This window comes from Streptomyces sp. MMS24-W38 (genome assembly GCF_059889265.1).
In genome coordinates this window covers 4272177-4292938 of record NZ_JCBCPP010000001.1, presented here as the reverse complement: position 1 = coordinate 4292938, position 20762 = coordinate 4272177, and the positions used below count along the sequence as shown (strand labels likewise).

Below are 20762 nucleotides of genomic sequence, written 5' to 3'. Positions count from 1 at the left end.
CTCCCGAGGTGGTACCGCCCGACCGACTCTACCGGCGCGGTCTCTCCCACGACCAAGGAAGATGCGGGAAGGCGCTCCAGCGGCCAACCGGGTCGCCCATGCACACGAGTTCCCGCCGGACTCAGCCCAGGTGCGTCGGCGCGAACATCCGCAGGACGGCCGGGAGCACGACCACGGACGGGCCCGGGGCGGCCAGGGCCTGGGTCAGGTCGTGCTCCAGGGTCTCGGGGGTGGTGCGTACGGCCGGGACGGCGAAGGACTCGGCCAGGGCGACGTAGTCCGGGCGGGTCAGTTCCGTGGCCGTGGGCTCGCCGAAGGTGTCGGTCATGTACTCGCGCAGGATGCCGTAGCCGCCGTCGTCGACGATCAGCCAGGTGACGTCGAGGTCGTACTGGCGGGCGGTGGCCAGTTCGGCGAGGGAGTACAGGGCGCCGCCGTCCCCGGAGACCGCCAGGACAGGGCGGGTGGGGTCGGCGACCGCGGCGCCGAGGGCGGCCGGGAAGCCGTAGCCGAGGCCGCCGGCGCCCTGGGCGGAGTGCAGGTGGTTGGGGCCCTTGGCGTCGAAGGCGGACCAGGCCCAGTAGGCCAGGATCGTCATGTCCCAGAAGGAGGGCGAGGTGGCGGGAAGGGCGCGGCGGACCGCCGTCAACACCTTCTGCTCCAGGGTCAGTTCCTGAGCGGCGATGCGTTCGGCGACCTTCGACAGCAGGGTGCGGACGCGTTCCGGTGCCGTGGTGTCCTCGCGTGGTTCCACCGTCTCCAGCAGGGCCTGGAGGGCGAGGCGGGCGTCCGCGTGGATGCCGAGCGCCGGGTGGTTGGACTCCAGCTTGCCGAGGTCGGCCTCGATCTGGACGATCCGGCCGCGCGGCTTGAACGTGTGGTAGTTGGAGGAGAGTTCGCCCAGTCCGGAGCCCACCACCAGCAGGACGTCGGCGTCCTCCAGGAAGTCCGTCGTGTGGCGGTCCTCCAGCCAGGACTGGAGCGAGAGCGGGTGCGTCCAGGGGAAGGCGCCCTTGCCGCCGGGGGTCGTCACGACCGGCGCCTGGATCAGCTCGGCGAGCCGGCGCAGCTTGCCCGAGGCGTCCGCGCGGACCACTCCCCCGCCCGCGATGATCGCCGGGCGGACGGCGTTCGACAGCAAGTGGGCCGCCACCGCGGTCAGTTCGGGACGCGGGGGCAGCTCGTCGGGGGTGGCGTCCATGGCCGTCACCACCGGCAGGGTCGTCTCCGCGAGCAGGACGTCCTGCGGGATCTCCACCCACACCGGGCCGTGCGGCACCGTCAGGGCCGACTTCCAGGCCGCCGTGATCGCCGACGGGATCTGGGACGCGGTGCGCACCGTGTGGACGGACTTGACCACGCCCCGGAACGAGGCCGACTGGTCGGGCAGTTCGTGCAGGTAGCCGTGGCGTCCGCCGCCGAGTCCGGCCGTCGGGATCTGACTGCTGATCGCCAGGACGGGGGCGGAGGCGGCGGCCGCCTCCTGGAGCGCGGGCAGGGAGGTCAGCGCACCCGGGCCCGTCGAGAGCAGCAGGGGCGCCGCCTCGCCGGTGATCCGGCCGTACGTGTCCGCCGCGAACCCGGCGTTGTTCTCCACCCGCAGGCCGATGTACCTCAGGTCGGAGCGGCGCAGGGCGTCGAACATGCCGAGGGCGTGCTGGCCGGGCAGGCCGAAGACGGTCGTCGCGCCGAGCCCGGCCAGGGTCTCCACGACCAGGTCGCCGCCGTTGCGGCCGGGGGGAGGGTTCAGCGCGACCTCCGTCTGGGCCGGCGTCGGGCGCAGCACCAGGTCGTGGTCGTGGGTCACTTGGCCGTGCCCTCCTTGCGCGCCTCGGCGATCTGGCGGGACATGATCGTGGTCAGCTCGTACGCCGTGTGGGAGGCGGCGATCGAGGTGATCTCCGCGTGGTCGTACGCGGGGGCCACCTCGACGAGGTCCGCCGAGGCCAGGTTGCAGGAGGCCAGCCCGCGCAGGATCTCCAGGAGTTCGCGGGAGGTCAGTCCGCCGGCCTCGGGGGTGCCGGTACCGGGGGCGTGGGCCGGGTCCAGGCAGTCGATGTCGATGGAGATGTACAGCGGGCGGTCGCCGATGCGCTGGCGCAGCTGGTCGGCTACCTCGTCGGCGCCCCGGCGGTAGACGTCCGCGGAGGTGACGATGCCGAAGCCCATCTTCTCGTCGTCGGTGAGGTCCTGCTTGCCGTAGAGCGGGCCGCGGATGCCGACATGGGAGAGGGCGGAGGTGTCGAGGATGCCCTCCTCCACCGCCCGGCGGAACGGGGTGCCGTGGGTGTACTCGGCGCCGAAGTAGGTGTCCCAGGTGTCCAGGTGGGCGTCGAAGTGGAGCAGGGCCACGGGGCCGTGCTTCTTGGCGACCGAGCGGAGCAGCGGCAGCGCGATGGTGTGGTCGCCGCCCAGGGTCATCAGGCGGGCGCCGGTGCCGAGGAGGTCGTCGGCGGCGGCCTCGACGGTCTCCACGGCCTCGTTGATGTTGAACGGGTTGACGGCGATGTCGCCGCCGTCCGCGACCTGGGCGAGGGCGAAGGGGGAGGCGTCCTGCGCGGGGTTGTAGGGGCGCAGCAGCCGGGACGCCTCGCGGATGGCGTTGCCGCCGAAGCGGGCGCCCGGCCGGTAGGAGACGCCCGAGTCGAACGGCACGCCCACCACGGCGACATCGGTGCGGCCGACCTCGTCCAGGCGGGGCAGCCGGGCGAAGGTCGCGGGGCCCGCGTACCGGGGGACGCGGGAGGAGTCGACGGGTCCGCGGGGCGTCTCGTTGCTGCTCATGGAGGACTGCCTTCTTTCCTACGCTTCACCGCGTATGTGCTGCCTGCCTTGTGACTCTACTGGGCGGCGGGGCCTGGCCCGGTTGCCGCACTGTCGGCGACGTTAGGTGGCCGGCGAGCGGCTGGGAAGTGTATGTTTCATCCATTCTGGAGGATGAGTATGGAGGAATCGCCCACCGTGGCCGCCCCCATGGTCCCGCCCACGCCCCCGGTGTCCCTGGACGCGCTCCTGGCACGGGAGGACCTGGGCCTGCGCCGGGTCGCCGGGCCGTCGGACCCGGGCATCGCCGTGCGCTGGGTGCACACCTCGGAGATGGCGGACCCGTACCCGTATCTGCTGGGCGGGGAGCTGCTGCTGTCGGCGGGCGTGCACATCCCGGAGGGGGCGGGTCCGGGGTACTTCGACGCGTACGTCTCCCGGATCGTGGCGGCGGGCGGGGTGGCCCTGGGCTTCGGTCTGGCGCCGGTGCACGACACGGTGCCGGAGGCGCTGGCCGCCGCCTGCGAGCTCCACGGGCTGCCGCTGCTGGAGGTGCCGCCGCGGACCACGTTCTCCGGGGTGGCCCGCGCGGTGTGGCAGCTGATGGCGCAGGCCCGGCTGGCGGAGCTGCGCCGGGTGGCGGAGGCCCACCAGAGCCTCGCGTCCGCCGCCGCCCGCCCGAATCCGGTACCGGCCGTGCTGCACCAGCTCTCCCGCCGGCTGGGCGGCCGGGCCGTGCTGTTCGGCCCGGAGGGCACGGAACTCGCCGCGGCGGGCCGTGACCAGGGCGCGGAGATCGGGGCGGCACTGGCACGGCTGGCCCGGGTGGTACGGCCGACGGGTGCGGACCGACGGCCCGCCCCGGTGCCCGGCAGCGACCCCGGGCGCCCCGGGCACCCCGGGCCCGCCTCCGCCACCGACACGCTCGCCGGTGTCCGGCTGACCGCGTACGCGCTCGGTGCCGGTCACGGGTTCGTGCTCGGCGTCGCGGCCGGGCGGCCGGACGCCGGGGACCACACCATCGCGTCCGTGGCCGCCGTCCTGCTCGCCCTGCTCACCGGTGAGCAGCAGAGCGGTACCGGAGCGGCCCGCTCCGCCGCGCTCGTAAGGCTGCTGCTGGGGAGCGAGCCGGAGGACGTGGCGCCGCTGCTCGGCGGGGAGCGGTGGCGGGTCGTGCACGCGCGACCGGACGCGCAGGCCCCGGACGCCCTGGCGGCCTCCGCCCTGGGCGCCGCCCTCGGGTCGGCGCTGGTGGATCCGGCGGACGAGGTCGTGCGGGTGCTCGTCCCCGCCGGACGGGAGCCGCAGGCGCCGCCCGGCTGGACCCTGGGGGTCAGCGCCGCCGTCGGCCCGCGGGACTGGCCCGCGGCCGACACCCAGGCGGCCCGCGCCCTGGCCCGGGCCCGCGCCACCCGGGCGCCGCTCGTCACGCACGGCGCCCGGCCCGCGCTGGACGACCTGGTCCCCCCGACGGACGCGGACACCCACGCCCGCCTGCTGCTCGCCCCCCTCGAAGGCACGCCCGCCCTCGTGGACACCCTGCGCACCTGGCTCTCCCTGCACGGCAGTTGGGACCGCACCGCGGTGGCCCTGTCCGTGCACCGCAACACCGTGCGGCAGCGGATCGCACGGTGCGCGGCCCTGTTGGAGACGGACCTGGACGACCCGGACGTACGCATGGAGCTGTGGTTCGCCCTGCGCCGTACCTGAGTACCCGGCACCACCACCCCGGACCGGGCGCCCTGAGTACCCGTACGGAGTCGTCCGAGTACGTGACGCGCGTCCCAGGGGGCGATACCCCGGGGACGCCCGTAGGGCGCTGCTCCACAATGGAGGCATGCCGATATCCGGGACACCCAGCCGCGCCGAACTCCTCCTCCACCTCACCGCCACGCGCATCGCGGGCGAGGTCGCCACGCCGCGCGAGAACAACCTCTCCCACTACCGCAAGCTGGCGAACGGCGACCGCCATTTCTGGCTCGGCCTGGAACTCGGCGACCGCTGGAGCGACGAGCAGGACGTGCTCGCGGTGATGGCGGAACGGGTCGGGGTCAGCGACGACGCCGAACACCGGTACGGCCAGGACACCATCGACCCGGAGCTGACCGTGGCCGCCCTGGAGCGGATGGCGGGGCGGCTGCGCAAGGCGGCGGACGGCCGGCAGCGGGTGCTGTTCGCCACCGGCCACCCCGGCGGCCTGCTCGACGTGCACCGCGCCACGGCCGCCGCGCTGCGGGCCGCCGGCTGCGAGATCGTGGTGATCCCGGACGGGCTGGCCACGGAGGAGGGGTACGTGATGCAGTTCGCGGACGTGGCGGTGCTGGAGCACGGTGCCACGCTGTGGCACACCCACTCCGGTGAGCCGATGAAGGCCATCCTCACCGCCCTGGAGCGGGAGGGCCGCCCGCTGCCCGACCTGGTCGTCGCCGACCACGGCTGGGCGGGGTACGCGGGACAGCACGGCGTCGACTCCGTCGGCTACGCCGACTGCAACGACCCGGCGCTGTTCCTCGCGGAGGCCGAGGGCACCGTCCAGGTGACGGTCCCCCTCGACGACCACGTGGTCAGCCCCCGCCACTACGACCCGATGACGGCGTACCTGCTGGCGGAGGCGGGGCTGGACCAGAACGCCCGCTAAGCACGGGGAACGCGGACCATGCCCTCCTGGACGACCGAGACCGCGAGGTGGCCGTCCCGGGTGTACATACGGGCCTGGCCGAGGCCCCGGCCGCCGTGCGCCGACGGGGAGTGCTGGTCGTACAGCAGCCACTCGTCGGCGCGGAACGGGCGGTGGAACCACATGGCGTGGTCGAGGGAGGCCCCGACCACGTCACCCACCGCCCAGCCACCCCGGCCGTGGGCGAGCAGCACCGAGTCCAGGAGCGTCATGTCGGAGACGTAGGTGGCGAGGACGACGTGCAGCAGGGGGTCGTCGGTCAGTTTGCCGTTGGTGCGGAACCACACCTGGGAGTGGGGTTCGCGGGGCTCGCCGAAGCGGCCGTAGGGCGGCTCGTCGACGTAGCGCAGGTCGACCGCGGCGCGGGCCTCCAGGAAGCGCTCGACGACGTGGGGGTCGAGGTGGCCGTAGTCGCGGAGCCGTTCCTCGGCGGTGGGCAGCGTGGCCGGGTCCGGGGCGGGCGGCATCGGCTCCTGGTGGTCCAGGCCCTCCTCGTACGTCTGGAAGGACGCGGAGAGGTGGAAGATCGGCTTGCCGTGCTGGACCGCGACCACCCGGCGGGTGGTGAAGGAGCGGCCGTCGCGGATCCGGTCGACGGTGTAGACGATGGGCGCGCCGGGGTCGCCGGGGCGCAGGAAGTACGCGTGCAGGGAGTGCGCGGGCCGGTCCGCGGGGACGGTCCGCCCCGCGGCGACCACGGCCTGCGCGGCGACCTGCCCGCCGAAGACACGGGGTACGACGACGGAGCGGGACCGGCCGCGGAAGATGTTCTCCTCGATCTGCTCGAGGTCGAGCAGATCGAGGAGTTCCTGTAGTGCCTGACTCATGGGGTCGGTTGTATACGTCAGGGATTTCCCGCGCCTTACAGGCCCATGTCCTTGGCGATGATCGACTTCATGATCTCGCTGGTGCCGCCGTAGATGCGGTTGACGCGGTTGTCCGCGTAGAGGCGGGCTATCGGGTACTCGTTCATGTAGCCGTAGCCGCCGTGCAGCTGGAGGCAGCGGTCGATGACGCGGTGCGCGACCTCGGTGCAGAACAGCTTGGCGGAGGCGGCCTCGGCGGGGGTCAGCTCGCCGGCGTCCAGGGCCTCCGTGGCGCGGTCGGCGACCGCCTCGGCGGCGTCCACCTCGGCCTGGCAGGCGGCCAGTTCGAACTTGGTGTTCTGGAAGTGGGCGACCGGCTTGCCGAAGACGGTGCGCTCCTGCACGTACTGCTTGGCGAACCGGACGGCCGCCTTGGCCTGCGCGTAGGCGCCGAAGGCGATGCCCCAGCGCTCGGAGGCCAGGTTGTGGCCGAGGTAGGAGAAGCCCTTGTTCTCCCCGCCGAGCAGGTCCTCGGCGGGGACCTTGACGTCGACGAACGCCAGCTCGGCGGTGTCGGAGGTCCGCAGGCCGAGCTTGTCCAGCTTGCGGCCGACGGAGTAGCCCTCGGACTTGGTGTCGACGGCGAAGAGGGAGATGCCGAAGCGGCGGTCCTCGGCGGTCGGGGCGGCGGTCCGGGCGCAGACGATGACCTTGTCGGCGTGGACGCCGCCGGTGATGAAGGTCTTGGCGCCGTTGAGGACGTAGTGGGTGCCGTCCTCGCTCAGCTTGGCGGTGGTCTTCATGCCCGCGAGGTCGGAGCCGGTGCCCGGCTCGGTCATCGCGATGGCCCACATCTCCTCGCCGGTGACGAACTTGGGCAGGTAGCGCTTCTTCTGCTCGTCGGTGGCGAGCATCTTGATGTAGGGCAGGGCGAGCAGCACGTGCACGCCGGAGCCGCCGAACTGGACGCCCGCGCGGGCGGTCTCCTCGTAGAGGACGGCCTCGAACTTGTGGCTGTCCAGGCCCGCGCCGCCGAACTCCTCGGGGACGTTGATGCCGAAGATGCCCAGCTCACCGAGCTTGTAGTAGAAGTCGCGGGGCGCCTGGCCCGCCGCGAACCACTCGTCGTAGACCGGGACGACCTCGGCCTCGATGAAGTCGCGGATGGTCTCCCGGAAAGCCTCGTGATCCTCGTTGAACACCGTACGGCGCACCGCCGCCACCCCTTCTCGCGCCTAAGCCGGCGCCGCTCTCGCGTATGTGGTTGCTCGCCGTGGGGGTTCCTCAATGGATGGTTGCGGTCCCACGTGGCTAAGCGCTTGCTCAGACAGTGAAGATACCGGCGAGTAGCCACAGCCGTCCAGAGCGGAGGGTTCGTAACGCTCGTCACTCCGCCGGAGTCATGGGGCGCCCGCCGCCGCGAAGGCGCCGCGCGCCATCCGGTGCAGCAGGACGGCCGTCGTGGCGCGGCCGGGCAGGGCGCCGGGGCGGCCGAGGTGCGGGGTGGAGTTGAGCAGGCCGAACACCGAGTGCACGGCCGAGCGGGCGGCCGGTTCGGCCAGGTCCGGGTAGAGCTCGCGCACCACCCCGACCCACAGCTCGACGTACTGCCGCTGCAGCTGCCGCACCAGCTTGCGGTCGGTGTCCCGCAGGCGGTCCAGTTCACGGTCGTGCAGGGTGATGAGGGGGCGGTCGTCGAGTGCGAAGTCGATGTGGCCCTCGATCAGCGAGTCCAGGACCGCCTCGGGAGCCGCCCCCTCGCCCCCGCCGACCTCGCCGACTTCCTGGAGTCGCTGTTTCGCGCCGGTCAGCAGCTGGCCGCTGATCCCCACCAGCAGTTCCGCGAGCATCGCGTCCTTGCCAGGGAAGTGCCGGTACAGGCCGGGTCCGCTGATGCCGACCGCGGCGCCTATCTCGTCGACCCCGACGCCGTGGAACCCGCGCTCGGCGAAGAGCCGCGCGGCCTCCTTGAGGATCTGCTCGCGGCGAGTCGGGGCGTCGGTTCTGGTGGCCATGGAGACGATTCTAGACAGCGGGGGTTAGCGGTCGTTAACCTGAGGGGAACGCGTTAACGCTCATTAACCAGTGAGGGGACCGCAGGATGCACGAGGCACCGGAGCTTCACAGCGCGGCCGATCCCGCGTCGGAGTCCTTTCGGGCCAACGAGGAGGCGCACCGCGCCCTCGTCGAGGAGCTGCGCGCCAAGCTGGCCGCGGCCGCGCTCGGCGGCGGCGAGCGGGCGCGGGCCAGGCACACGGCACGCGGGAAGCTGCTCCCGCGCGAGCGCGTGGACACGCTCCTCGACCCCGGTTCGCCCTTCCTGGAGCTGGCCCCGCTGGCGGCCGACGGGATGTACGAGGGGCAGGCCCCGGCGGCCGGTGTGATCGCCGGGATCGGGCGGGTCGGCGGGCGCGAGTGCGTGGTCGTCGCCAACGACGCGACCGTCAAGGGCGGCACGTACTACCCGATGACGGTGAAGAAGCACCTGCGCGCGCAGGAGGTGGCCCTGGACAACCGCCTGCCCTGTGTCTACCTGGTGGACTCCGGCGGGGCGTTCCTGCCGATGCAGGACGAGGTGTTCCCGGACCGGGACCACTTCGGGCGGATCTTCTACAACCAGGCCCGGATGTCCGGCGCCGGCATCCCGCAGATCGCGGCCGTGCTCGGTTCCTGCACGGCGGGCGGGGCGTACGTCCCGGCGATGAGCGACGAGGCGGTGATCGTCCGCGGCCAGGGCACGATCTTCCTCGGCGGCCCGCCCCTGGTGAAGGCGGCCACCGGCGAGGTGGTCACGGCGGAGGAGCTGGGCGGCGGCGAGGTCCACTCGCGGGTGTCGGGCGTCACCGACCACCTCGCCGAGGACGACGCGCACGCGCTCAGGATCGTCCGCACCATCGTCTCCACGCTCCCCGCGAGGGGCGAGCTCCCCTGGCAGGTGCGGCAGGCCGTCGAGCCCAAGGTGGACCCCGCCGGGCTGTACGGCGCGGTGCCGGTGGACTCGCGCACGCCCTACGACGTGCGCGAGATCATCGCGCGGGTCGTGGACGGCTCCCGGTTCGCCGAGTTCAAGTCGGAGTTCGGGCAGACCCTGGTCACCGGCTTCGCCCGGATCCACGGCCACCCGGTCGGGATCGTCGCCAACAACGGCATCCTGTTCTCCGAGTCCGCCCAGAAGGGCGCCCACTTCATCGAGCTGTGCGACCAGCGCGGCATCCCGCTGGTCTTCCTGCAGAACATCTCCGGCTTCATGGTCGGCAAGGACTACGAGGCGGGCGGCATCGCCAAGCACGGTGCCAAGATGGTGACGGCGGTGGCGTGCACCCGCGTGCCGAAGCTGACGGTGGTGGTCGGCGGGTCGTACGGCGCGGGCAACTACTCGATGTGCGGGCGGGCGTACTCCCCCCGCTTCCTGTGGATGTGGCCGAACGCCAAGATCTCGGTCATGGGCGGCGAGCAGGCCGCCTCCGTCCTCGCGACCGTCAAGCGGGACCAGCTGGAGGCGCGCGGGGAGAGCTGGCCGGCCGAGGACGAGGACGCCTTCAAGGCCCCGATCCGCGCACAGTACGAGCACCAGGGGAACGCCTACTACGCGACGGCCCGCCTCTGGGACGACGGGGTGATCGACCCGCTGGAGACCCGGCAGGTCCTGGGCCTGGCCCTGACCGCGTGCGCCAACGCGCCACTGGGCGAGCCCCAGTTCGGCGTCTTCCGGATGTGAGGGGACCCCTGACGATGGCAGATCAGATGTTCGAGACGGTACTGGTGGCCAACCGGGGCGAGATCGCCGTCCGGGTCATCCGCACCCTGCGGTCGATGGGCGTGCGCTCGGTGGCCGTGTACTCCGACGCGGACGCCGACGCCCGGCACGTCCGGGAGGCCGACACGGCGGTACGGATCGGTCCGGCGCCGGCCGCGGAGAGCTATCTGTCGGTGGAGCGGCTGCTGGCGGCCGCCGCCCGCACCGGCGCGCAGGCCGTCCACCCCGGATACGGGTTCCTCGCCGAGAACGCCGGTTTCGCGCGCGCCTGCGCCGAGGCGGGGCTGGTCTTCATCGGGCCGGGCGCCGACGCGATCTCCCTGATGGGCGACAAGATCCGCGCGAAGGAGACGGTGAGGGCGGCGGGCGTGCCGGTCGTGCCCGGCTCGAGCGGCAGCGGCCTCACCGACGAGCAGCTCGCCGACGCGGCCCGCGGGATCGGCATGCCGGTGCTGCTGAAGCCGTCGGCGGGCGGCGGCGGCAAGGGCATGCGCCTGGTGCGGGACGCTTCGACGCTGGCCGACGAGATCGCCGCCGCGCGGCGCGAGGCCCGCGCCTCCTTCGGCGACGACACGCTGCTGGTCGAGCGGTGGATCGACCGCCCCCGGCACATCGAGATCCAGGTCCTGGCCGACGGTCACGGGGGCGTCGTCCACCTCGGCGAGCGCGAGTGCTCCCTCCAGCGCCGCCACCAGAAGATCATCGAGGAGGCGCCCAGTGTGCTCCTCGACGAGGCGACCCGGGCCGCGATGGGCGAGGCGGCCGTGCAGGCGGCCCGCTCCTGCGGCTACCGGGGTGCGGGCACGGTGGAGTTCATCGTCCCGGGCGACGACCCCTCCTCGTACTGCTTCATGGAGATGAACACCCGCCTCCAGGTGGAGCACCCGGTCACCGAGCTGATCACTGGGCTCGACCTGGTGGAGTGGCAGCTGCGGGTGGCGGCGGGCGAGCCGCTGGCGTTCGGGCAGGACGACGTCCGGCTCACCGGCCACGCGGTGGAGGCCCGCATCTGCGCCGAAGACCCCGCGCGGGGCTTCCTGCCCTCCGGCGGCACGGTCCTGAGACTGCGCGAACCGCAGGGCGGGGGCGTCCGCACGGACTCCGGCCTCACCGAGGGCACGGAGGTCGGCAGCCTCTACGACCCGATGCTGTCCAAGGTGATCGCGTACGGCCCCGACCGCGCGACCGCGCTGCGCAGGCTCCGGGCTGCGCTGGCTCAGACGGTGACGCTGGGCGTGCAGACGAACGCCGGGTTCCTGCGGCGGCTGCTCGCGCACCCGGCGGTGGTGTCGGGCGAGTTGGACACGGGACTGGTCGAGCGCGAGGTGGACGGTCTCGTACCGGACGAGGTCCCCGCGGAGGCGTACGCGGCGGCGGCGCTGCTGCGCCAGGCCTCCCTCGCGCCCGCCGACGGCTCCGGCTGGGCCGATCCGTTCGCCGCCGCCGACGGCTGGCGCATGGGCGGTGAGCGGGCGTGGACGGCGCATCACCTGCGCGTGCCGGGCCACGACCCGGTGACCGTGCGCGTGCGCAGCACCCCGGACGGAGGCACGGAACTGCTGCTGCCGGGGACGGACACGCCTCTGCGGGGGTCCGGGGGCGTGCCCCCGCGACCGGGGGGCGAGCACCGGTTCACGTTCCTGCTCGACGGCGTCGCCCACACCTTCGCCGCCCTGCCGGACGGCACCTGGCTCGGCCGGGACGGCGACGCCTGGCACGTGCGCGACCACGACCCGGTGGCCGCGTCACTGAACCGCGCGGCACGTTCCGGCGCCGACTCGCTGACCGCGCCGATGCCCGGCACGGTGACAGTGGTGAAGGTCGCCGTCGGCGACGAGGTGAGCGCGGGCCAGAGCCTGCTGGTGGTGGAGGCGATGAAGATGGAGCACGTCGTCGCCGCCCCGCACGCCGGCACGGTCACCGAGCTGGACGTGGCCCCGGGCACGACGGTCGCGATGGACCAGGTGCTGGCGGTCATCGCGCCCGTGGAGACACCCGCGGAGACACCCACCGAGGCACCCGCGGAGGAGGAGACGGCATGAACGCCCCGGAACCGGTCCTGCCCATGACCGTACCGGCCGAGGGACTGCCCGCCCGCGTGCGGATCCACGAGGTCGGCGCGCGCGACGGACTGCAGAACGAGAAGGCGACCGTCCCGGCGGTGGTCAAGGCTGAGTTCATCCGCCGCCTGGCCGGCACGGGCCTGACCACGATCGAGGCGACGAGCTTCGTCCACCCCAGGTGGGTGCCCCAGTTGGCGGACGCCGAGGAACTGTTCCCGGCGGTCGCCGATCTGCCGGTGTCGCTGCCGGTCCTGGTGCCGAACGAGCGGGGCCTGGACCGCGCGCTGGCGCTGGGCGCCCGCCGGGTGGCGGTGTTCGCCAGTGCCACGGAGTCCTTCGCCAAGGCCAACCTCAACCGCACGGTGGACGAGGCGCTGACGATGTTCGAGCCGGTGGTGAGCCGGGCCAAGGCAGAGGGCGTCCACGTCCGCGGCTATCTGTCGATGTGCTTCGGCGACCCCTGGGAGGGCGCCGTACCCGTTCCCCAGGTGGTGCGGGTCTGCCGGGCCCTGCTCGACATGGGCTGCGACGAACTGAGCCTGGGCGACACCATCGGGGTGGCGACACCGGGCCATGTGACGGCCCTGCTCACCGCGCTCACCGGAGCGGCCGTACCCGTGTCCGCCCTGGGCGTCCACTTCCACGACACCTACGGCCAGGCCCTGTCCAACACGCTGGCCGCGCTCCAGCAGGGCGTCACCACGGTCGACGCCTCCGCCGGCGGGCTGGGCGGCTGCCCGTACGCGAAGTCCGCCACCGGCAACCTCGCCACCGAAGACCTCGTATGGATGCTGCGGGGTCTCGGCATCGAGACCGGGGTCGATCTCGGCCGTCTCGTCGCCACAAGCGTCTGGATGGCCGCCCACCTGGGCCGACAGAGCCCGTCCCGCACCGTCCGAGCCCTCTCCCACCAGGAGCAGTGAACGACCATGGACCACAAGCTCTCCCCCGAACTGGAAGAACTCCGCCGCACGGTCGAGGAGTTCGCGCACGACGTCGTCGCACCGAAGATCGGTGACTTCTACGAGCGGCACGAGTTCCCGTACGAGATCGTCCGGGAGATGGGCCGCATGGGCCTGTTCGGCCTGCCTTTCCCGGAGGAGTACGGCGGGATGGGCGGCGACTATCTGGCGCTGGGCCTGGCCCTGGAGGAACTGGCCCGGGTGGACTCGTCGGTGGCGATCACGCTCGAGGCCGGTGTCTCGCTGGGCGCGATGCCGATCCACCTCTTCGGCACCGAGGAGCAGAAGCGCGAGTGGCTGCCCCGGCTGTGCTCGGGCGAGATCCTGGGCGCGTTCGGTCTGACGGAGCCGGACGGCGGCAGCGACGCGGGCGCGACCCGCACGACGGCCCGCCTGGACGAGGCGACGGACGAGTGGGTGATCAACGGCACCAAGTGCTTCATCACCAACTCGGGCACGGACGTCACGGGCCTGGTCACGGTCACCGCGGTCACCGGCCGCAAGCCGGACGGCGGGCCGCTGATCTCGGCGATCATCGTCCCGTCGGGCACACCGGGCTTCACGGTGGCGGCCCCGTACTCGAAGGTCGGCTGGAACGCGTCGGACACGCGGGAGCTGTCCTTCGCCGACGTCCGCGTCCCGGCGGCGAACCTGCTGGGCGAAGAGGGCCGGGGCTACGCCCAGTTCCTGCGCATCCTCGACGAGGGCCGGATCGCCATCGCGGCGCTGGGCACGGGGCTGGCGCAGGGCTGTGTGGACGAGTCGGTGAAGTACGCCAGGGAGCGGCACGCGTTCGGCCGTCCGATCGGCGCCAACCAGGCCATCCAGTTCAAGATCGCCGACATGGAGATGAAGGCCCACACGGCCCGCCTGGCGTGGCGGGACGCGGCGAGTCGTCTGGTGGCCGGTGAGCCCTTCAAGAAGGAGGCGGCGGTGGCCAAGCTGTACTCCTCCACGGTCGCGGTGGACAACGCCCGCGACGCGACGCAGATCCACGGCGGCTACGGCTTCATGAACGAGTACCCGGTGGCCCGCATGTGGCGCGACTCCAAGATCCTGGAGATCGGCGAGGGCACGAGCGAGGTCCAGCGCATGCTGATCGCCCGGGAGTTGGGGCTGGCGGCGGGCTGACGGCGGGCGGCGGGCGGCCCGCACCCCTGGACAAACCCTGAGGTTAGGCTAACCTAAGCCTGGCTCCAGCCAGGGGCCCGCGGGCCCGCCCGCACCAACTGCTCCGCACGCACGAAAGCAGACCCAGCCATGTCGAACGCCAGAACCGCCCGTCTCTCCCGTCGCGGCCTGCTCGCCGCCGGTGGCGCTCTCGGACTCGGTGCCGCGCTCGCGGCCTGCGGCGACGGGGACGCGAAAAGCGGCGGCTCGGACGCGCGGGGGGCCGCCGAGCCCAAGTCCGGCCCCTGGTCCTTCAAGGACGACCGCGGCACCACCGTGAAGCTGGACAAGGTCCCCGCGAACATCGTCGCGTTCACCGGTGTCGCCGCGGCCCTGTACGACTACGGCGTCCAGGTCAAGGGCGTCTTCGGTCCGACGAGGGCCAAGGACGGCAAGGCCGACGTCCAGGCCGGCGACATGGACGTCAGCAAGGTGACCGTCCTCGGCAACGTCTGGGACCAGTTCAACGTCGAGAAGTACGCGACCCTCGCCCCCGAGGTCCTCGTCTCCACCACCTTCGACGAAGCGGGCACCCTCTGGTACGTCCCCGAGACCTCCAAGGACAAGATCGCCAAGCTCGCGCCGAGCGTCGCCATATCCGTCTACGACCGCCAGTTGACCGCGCCGCTCGAGCGCATGTGGGAGCTGGCCGAGTCGCTGGGCGGTGACATGAAGGCCGCCGCGGTCGTCGACGCGAAGAAGCGCTTCGAGGCGGCGTCCGAGCGGCTGCGCAAGGCCGCGAAGGCCCACCCCGACATCAAGGTGCTGGCCGGCTCGGCGAGCCCGACGCTGTTCTACGTCTCCGGCACCGACCTCTCCGCCGACCTCGAGTACTTCAAGGCGCTCGGCGTGAACTTCGTCGAGCCGACCGAGGAGGCCAAGAAGCCGACCGGCGGCTGGTTCGAGAGCCTCAGCTGGGAGAACGTCGACAAGCACAAGGCCGACGTCATCATCATGGACGACCGCAGCTCGGCCATCCAGCCCGCCGACATCACCGAGGCGACCTGGAAGAAACTCCCCGCGGTCAAGGCCGGTCAGGTCATCGCGCGTTCCGCCGAGCCGATCCTGTCCTACGACAAGTGCGCCCCGCTGCTCGACAACCTCGCCGAGGCCATCGAGAAGGCGAAGAAGGTCAGCTGACCGCCCCTGCCGGAATCCTCCCCCGGGAGCCACACATGGCCACCGCCGCAGCCGCCCCGTTCCGCCTCCCCTCCCTCCAGGTCGACGGAACGAGGCGGCTCGGTCCGTTTCCGGCGCCGATCGGGCCCGGACGGGGGCGGGAGCGCCGAAGTCCGGCAAAGGAACAGTTGCGCGAACAGCCTTGGCCACGGCACCAGTTGAGCGCCCCGCACACCTCGTGGCGGAGTGATCACGGTCACGGCCGGAGCGAGAACAGAGTCGACCTACTTAGGCTAGGCTCACCTAAGTAAAAGTGGGCCGCACCGCGGCGCGCGCCCCGCTCCCTCCCCGCACCGGACCATCCCCACCGGAGGCCCCCACATGCGCTCGCACCTGCTCAACGACACCACCGCGGAGCACTACCGCCGCTCCGTGACCGAAGGAGTCGAGCGGGTGGCAGCCAAACTCGCCACCACCGAACGCCCGTTCACCGGCGTCACGGTCGACACCCTCGCCCCCGCCATCGAGCGGATCGACCTCGACCGGCCGCTGCACGACACCACCGCGGCGCTGGACGAACTGGAGGACGTCTACCTCCGGGACGCGGTCTACTTCCACCACCCCCGCTACCTCGCCCACCTCAACTGCCCGGTCGTCATCCCGGCCGTGCTCGGCGAGGCGGTGCTCTGTGCCGTCAACTCCTCCCTGGACACCTGGGACCAGTCGGCCGGCGGCACCCTCATCGAGCGGAAACTGATCGACTGGACGGCCGCCCGCATCGGCCTCGGGCCGTCCGCCGACGGGGTGTTCACCTCCGGCGGCACCCAGTCCAACCTCCAGGCGCTGCTGCTGGCCCGTGAGGAGGCCAAGACCGGCGACCTCGCGAAACTGCGCGTCCTCGCCTCCGAGGTCAGCCACTTCAGCGTGCAGAAGTCCGCGAAGCTGCTCGGCCTCGGCCCGGACGCGGTGGTGCCGGTCCCCGTCGACCACGACAAGCGGCTGCAGACCGTCGCCCTCGCCCGCGAGCTGGCGCGCTGCACCGAGGACGGCCTCGTCCCCATGGCCGTCGTCGCCACCGCCGGAAGCACCGACTTCGGCTCCATCGACCCGCTGCCCGAGATCGCCGAACTGTGCGCCCAGTACGGCGTCTGGATGCACGTGGACGCCGCCTACGGCTGCGGACTGCTCGCCTCGCTGAAGCACCGGGACCGGATCGACGGCATCGAACGTGCCGACTCGGTCACCGTCGACTACCACAAGTCCTTCTTCCAGCCGGTGAGTTCATCGGCCGTACTGGTCCGCGACGCGGCCACGCTGCGGCACGCCACCTACCACGCGGAGTACCTCAACCCGCGCCGCATGGTGACCGAGCGCATCCCGAACCAGGTCGACAAGTCCCTGCAGACCACCCGCCGTTTCGACGCGCTGAAACTGTGGATGACGCTGCGCGTGATGGGCGCCGACGGCATCGGCGGGCTCTTCGACGAGGTCTGCGACCTGGCCCACGAGGGCTGGAAGCTGCTCGCCGCCGACCCGCGCTTCGACGTGGTCGTCGAACCGTCGCTGTCCACGCTCGTCTTCCGCTACGCCCCGGCTGCCGCCACCGACCCCGCCGAGATCGACCGGGCAAACCTCCACGCCCGCAAAGCCCTGTTCGCCTCCGGTGACGCGGTCGTCGCGGGCACCAAGGTGGCGGGCCGCCACTACCTGAAGTTCACCCTGCTGAACCCCGAGACCACGACCGCCGACATCACCGCCGTCCTCGATCTGATCGCCGGCCACGCCGAGCAGTACCTGGGAGAGTCCCTTGACCGCGCTTGCTGAAGCCCCTGACACCGCCTACGACTTCGTGGGAATCGGACTGGGCCCCTTCAACCTCGGCCTCGCCTGCCTCACCGAGCCCATCGGCGACCTGAACGGCGTCTTCCTGGAGTCCAAGCCGGACTTCGAGTGGCACGCCGGGATGTTCCTCGACGGCGCCCACCTCCAGACGCCGTTCATGTCTGACCTGGTCACCCTCGCCGACCCGACCTCCCCCTACTCCTTCCTCAACTACCTGAAGGAGAAGGGCCGTCTGTACTCGTTCTACATCCGGGAGAACTTCTACCCGCTGCGCGTCGAGTACGACGACTACTGCCGCTGGGCCGCCGGCCGGCTGAGCAGCATCCGCTTCGACGCGACCGTCACCGAGGTGACGTACGACGAGAGCGCCGAGCTGTACGCCGTACGGACCGGGGCGGGCGACACCTACCGCGCCCGGCGGCTGGTGCTCGGCACCGGCACCGTGCCGTTCGTGCCCGAGCCGTGCCGCGGCCTGGACGGCGATCTGCTGCACACCTCCGCGTACATGCACCGCAAGGCGGAGCTGCGGCAGAAGAAGTCGATCACGATCGTCGGCAGCGGGCAGAGCGCCGCCGAGATCTACCACGAGCTGCTGTCCGAGATCGACGTCCACGGTTACTCGCTCAACTGGGTCACCCGCTCCCCGCGGTTCTTCCCGCTGGAGTACACCAAGCTGACCCTGGAGATGACCTCCCCGGACTACATCGACTACTTCCGCGCGCTGCCCGAGGAGACCCGCTACCGGCTGGAGAAGCAGCAGAAGGGCCTGTACAAGGGCATCAACTCCGACCTCGTCGACGCCGTCTTCGACCTGCTGTACCAGAAGAACATCGAGAGCGGCGACCGCGCGGTCCCCACCCGGCTGCTCACCAACTCCTCACTCGTCAACGCCCGTCACGAGAACGACGGGTACGTTCTCGGCTTCCACCAGGACGAGCAGGGCAAGGACTTCGAGCTGCACACCGAGGGCCTGGTGCTGGCCACCGGCTACCACTACGAACCGCCGGCCTTCCTCGACCCCGTCCGCGACCGGCTCCGCTTCGACGGCCACGGCCGGTTCGACGTGGCCCGCAACTACGCCGTCGACGTGACCGGCCGGAGCGTGTTCCTGCAGAACGCCGGCGTCCACACGCACAGCGTCACCAGCCCCGACCTGGGCATGGGCCCGTACCGCAACAGCTGCATCATCCGCGAACTGCTCGGCTCCGAGTACTACCCCGTGGAGAAGTCCATCGCCTTCCAGGAGTTCGCCGTATGAGCATCACCGACACCGGCTACCGGTGTGCACTCGGCACCTTCACCGTCCAGCCGCTCGACCCGCTCCGGGACGCCGAACTGCTGCACTCCTGGGTCACCCACCCCAAGGCGGCCTTCTGGATGATGCAGGGCGCGAAGCTCCAGGACGTCGAGCGCGAGTACATGAGGATCGCGGCCGACGAACACCACCACGCCCACCTGGGCCTGCACGAGGGCCGCCCCGCCTTCCTGATGGAGACCTACGACCCCGCCCACCGCGAGCTGGCCGGCCTGTACGAGCCGGAGCCCGGGGACGTCGGCATGCACTTCCTGGTCGCGCCCACCGACACCCCGGTGCACGGTTTCACCCGGTCCGTCATCACCGCCGTGCTGGCGCACCTCTTCGACGACCCCCGGACCGCACGGGTCGTCGTCGAACCCGACGTGTCCAACAAGGCGGTGCACGCCCTGAACGAGGCCGTGGGCTTCGTCCCCGTACGCGAGATCGACAAGCCGGAGAAGAGGGCATTGCTGAGCTTCTGCACCCGCGAACAGTTCGCCGCGGCCACGGGGGTGGGCATATGAACCTCGCCGACGCCGTGGACCACCTCACCCCCGAACGCTGGGAGACGGCCAACCGCCTGCTGATCCGCAAGGCGCTCGCCGAGTTCGCGCACGAGCGGCTGATCCACCCCGAGGAGACGGGCGGGGACGGCTACGTCGTACGCAGCGACGACGGCCTGACCGAGTACCGCTTCACCGCCGTCCGCCGCGCCCTGGACCACTGGCAGGTGGCCGCCGAATCCATCAGCCGGCACCGCGACGGGTCCGAACTCCCCCTCACCGCACTGGACTTCTTCATCGAGCTGCACAAGTCGCTCGGGCTGAGCGACGAGGTCCTGCCGGTGTACCTGGAGGAGATCTCCTCCACCCTCTCCGGCACCTGCTACAAACTCGCCAAGCCACCGGTCAGCTCGGCCGAGCTGGTCGGCGCCGGCTTCCAGGCCGTCGAGACCGGCATGACCGAGGGCCACCCCTGCTTCGTCGCCAACAACGGGCGGCTCGGCTTCGGCATCCGGGAGTACCGCGCCTACGCGCCGGAGACGGCGAACCCGGTCCGGCTGGTGTGGCTGGCGGCGCACCGCTCACGGGCGGCGTTCACGGCCGGCGTCGGCATCGAGTACGAGTCGTTCCTGCGGCAGGAGCTGGGCGAGGACACCGTCGAGCGCTTCCACCGGACGCTCACCGGCCAGGGCCTCGACCCGGCCGACTACCTCCTCATCCCCGTCCACCCCTGGCAGTGGTGGAACAAACTCACCGTCACCTTCGCCGCCGAGGTCGCCCGCCGCCACCTGGTGTACCTCGGCGAGGGCGACGACGAGTACCTGGCCCAGCAGTCCGTCCGGACCTTCTTCAATCGGTCGACCCCCTCGAAGCACTACGTGAAGACGGCCCTGTCCGTCCTCAACATGGGCTTCATGCGCGGTCTTTCGGCCGCCTACATGGAGGCCACCCCGGCGATCAACGACTGGCTGGCGCGGCTGATCGAGGGTGACCCGGTCCTGCGCTCCACGGGGCTGACGATCATCCGGGAGCGGGCGGCGGTCGGCTACCGGCACCTGGAGTACGAGCAGGCCACCGACCGCCACTCGCCGTACCGCAAGATGCTGGCCGCGCTGTGGCGGGAGAGCCCGGTGCCCTCGCTGCGAGACGGCGAGTCCCTCGCCACCATGGCCTCCCTGCTCCACGTGGACCACGAGGGGACGTCCTTCGCGGGCGCGCTGATCGAGCGGTCCCGGCTCGCCCCGGCAAACTGGCTGCGGCACTACCTGCGCGCCTACTACACTCCGCTGCTGCACAGTTTCTACGCCTACGACCTGGTGTTCATGCCGCACGGCGAGAACGTGGTCCTGGTGCTGGAGGACGGGGTGGTGCGGCGCGCGGTCTACAAGGACATCGCCGAGGAGATCGCGGTGCTGGACCCGGCCGCGGTGCTGCCGCCGGAGGTCTCCCGCATCCGCGTGGAGGTGCCGGAGGACCAGAAGCTGCTGTCGGTCTTCACGGACGTCTTCGACTGCTTCTTCCGCTTCCTCGCCTCCGACCTCGCCTCCGCGGGCGTCCTGACCGAGGACGACTTCTGGCGGACGGTCGCGGAGATCACCCGCGAGTACCAGGCGTCGGTGCCCGAACTCGCCGACAAGTTCGCCCGGTACGACATGTTCGCCCCCGAGTTCGCGCTGTCCTGCCTCAACCGGCTCCAGCTGCGCGACAACCGGCAGATGGTCGACCTCGCGGACCCGTCCGGCGCGCTCCAACTGGTCGGCACCCTGAAGAACCCGATCGCGGGGCTCTGACCCGTCCGGCCGG

Annotated in this window: 16 protein-coding genes; 11 read left to right on the top strand and 5 right to left on the bottom strand. The window is 71.7% G+C overall.

The window, feature by feature from the left end; genetic code table 11:
* Positions 1 to 121: 121 nt before the first annotated feature.
* Both AC6F7H_RS18515 and speB read right to left on the bottom strand, forming a co-directional pair.
* Entirely contained in the window at positions 122 to 1807 is a 1686-nt protein-coding gene (locus AC6F7H_RS18515; protein ID WP_500758055.1) for a thiamine pyrophosphate-binding protein, read from the bottom strand.
* Positions 1804 to 2784, bottom strand: a complete 981-nt coding sequence (gene speB, locus AC6F7H_RS18510) for an agmatinase (protein WP_500758054.1) — start codon at positions 2782 to 2784, stop codon at positions 1804 to 1806. The genes AC6F7H_RS18515 and speB overlap by 4 nt, the downstream gene beginning before the upstream one ends.
* Positions 2785 to 2937: 153 nt before the next feature.
* Between speB and AC6F7H_RS18505 the strand changes: the two genes are divergently transcribed.
* Together AC6F7H_RS18505 and AC6F7H_RS18500 are read left to right on the top strand one after the other, a co-directional pair.
* Positions 2938 to 4473 carry a PucR family transcriptional regulator gene (locus AC6F7H_RS18505; protein ID WP_500758053.1) on the top strand — a complete coding sequence of 512 codons (1536 nt, stop codon included), beginning with the start codon at positions 2938 to 2940 and terminating at the stop codon, positions 4471 to 4473.
* 127 nt (positions 4474 to 4600) lie between these two features.
* A complete protein-coding gene (locus tag AC6F7H_RS18500) occupies positions 4601 to 5401 on the top strand; it encodes a phosphatase (protein ID WP_500758052.1) in 801 nt (266 codons plus the stop codon).
* On the opposite strand, the gene tesB is transcribed toward AC6F7H_RS18500, so the two are convergent.
* From tesB to AC6F7H_RS18485, 3 genes are all read right to left on the bottom strand, one after another.
* Positions 5398 to 6267 carry an acyl-CoA thioesterase II gene (tesB, locus tag AC6F7H_RS18495; protein WP_500758051.1) on the bottom strand — a complete coding sequence of 290 codons (870 nt, stop codon included), beginning with the start codon at positions 6265 to 6267 and terminating at the stop codon, positions 5398 to 5400. The two genes, AC6F7H_RS18500 and tesB, sit on opposite strands and share 4 nt — an antisense overlap.
* Positions 6268 to 6302: 35 nt before the next feature.
* Positions 6303 to 7460 (bottom strand): acyl-CoA dehydrogenase family protein, encoded by a 1158-nt coding sequence (locus AC6F7H_RS18490; protein WP_500758050.1) that lies wholly within the window; start codon positions 7458 to 7460, stop codon positions 6303 to 6305.
* Positions 7461 to 7646: 186 nt separating this feature from the next.
* Positions 7647 to 8261 (bottom strand): SACE_7040 family transcriptional regulator, encoded by a 615-nt coding sequence (locus AC6F7H_RS18485; protein WP_500758049.1) that lies wholly within the window; start codon positions 8259 to 8261, stop codon positions 7647 to 7649.
* An 86-nt stretch (positions 8262 to 8347) separates the two neighbouring features.
* Here AC6F7H_RS18485 and AC6F7H_RS18480 point away from each other — a divergent pair, with 86 nt between their 5' ends.
* The 9 genes from AC6F7H_RS18480 (at position 8348) to AC6F7H_RS18440 (ending at position 20749) form a co-directional block, all read left to right on the top strand.
* Positions 8348 to 9964, top strand: coding sequence for a carboxyl transferase domain-containing protein (locus AC6F7H_RS18480; RefSeq protein WP_500758048.1), 1617 nt, complete (start codon positions 8348 to 8350; stop codon positions 9962 to 9964).
* Positions 9965 to 9990: 26 nt separating this feature from the next.
* Positions 9991 to 12045 (top strand): acetyl/propionyl/methylcrotonyl-CoA carboxylase subunit alpha, encoded by a 2055-nt coding sequence (locus AC6F7H_RS18475; RefSeq protein ID WP_500761915.1) that lies wholly within the window; start codon positions 9991 to 9993, stop codon positions 12043 to 12045.
* Positions 12042 to 12989 carry a hydroxymethylglutaryl-CoA lyase gene (locus tag AC6F7H_RS18470; RefSeq protein WP_500758047.1) on the top strand — a complete coding sequence of 316 codons (948 nt, stop codon included), beginning with the start codon at positions 12042 to 12044 and terminating at the stop codon, positions 12987 to 12989. The genes AC6F7H_RS18475 and AC6F7H_RS18470 overlap by 4 nt, the downstream gene beginning before the upstream one ends.
* A 6-nt stretch (positions 12990 to 12995) precedes the next feature.
* The gene (locus AC6F7H_RS18465; protein ID WP_500758046.1) at positions 12996 to 14159 is read left to right on the top strand and encodes an acyl-CoA dehydrogenase family protein; all 1164 of its coding nucleotides are present in this window, start codon (positions 12996 to 12998) and stop codon (positions 14157 to 14159) included.
* A 129-nt stretch (positions 14160 to 14288) separates the two neighbouring features.
* A complete protein-coding gene (locus AC6F7H_RS18460) occupies positions 14289 to 15338 on the top strand; it encodes an ABC transporter substrate-binding protein (protein ID WP_500758045.1) in 1050 nt (349 codons plus the stop codon).
* A gap of 360 nt (positions 15339 to 15698) precedes the next feature.
* Positions 15699 to 17141: a lysine decarboxylase DesA gene (gene desA / locus AC6F7H_RS18455; protein WP_500758044.1), complete on the top strand. Its 1443-nt coding sequence runs from the start codon at positions 15699 to 15701 to the stop codon at positions 17139 to 17141.
* Positions 17125 to 18417, top strand: a complete 1293-nt coding sequence (locus tag AC6F7H_RS18450; protein ID WP_500758043.1) for a lysine N(6)-hydroxylase/L-ornithine N(5)-oxygenase family protein — start codon at positions 17125 to 17127, stop codon at positions 18415 to 18417. The genes desA and AC6F7H_RS18450 overlap by 17 nt, the downstream gene beginning before the upstream one ends.
* Positions 18414 to 18980, top strand: a complete 567-nt coding sequence (locus AC6F7H_RS18445; RefSeq protein ID WP_500758042.1) for a GNAT family N-acetyltransferase — start codon at positions 18414 to 18416, stop codon at positions 18978 to 18980. Before AC6F7H_RS18450 ends, AC6F7H_RS18445 begins: the two co-directional genes overlap by 4 nt.
* Complete coding sequence (locus AC6F7H_RS18440; protein ID WP_500758041.1) at positions 18977 to 20749, top strand: IucA/IucC family protein; 1773 nt, start codon at positions 18977 to 18979, stop codon at positions 20747 to 20749. The genes AC6F7H_RS18445 and AC6F7H_RS18440 overlap by 4 nt, the downstream gene beginning before the upstream one ends.
* Positions 20750 to 20762 lie beyond the last annotated feature (13 nt).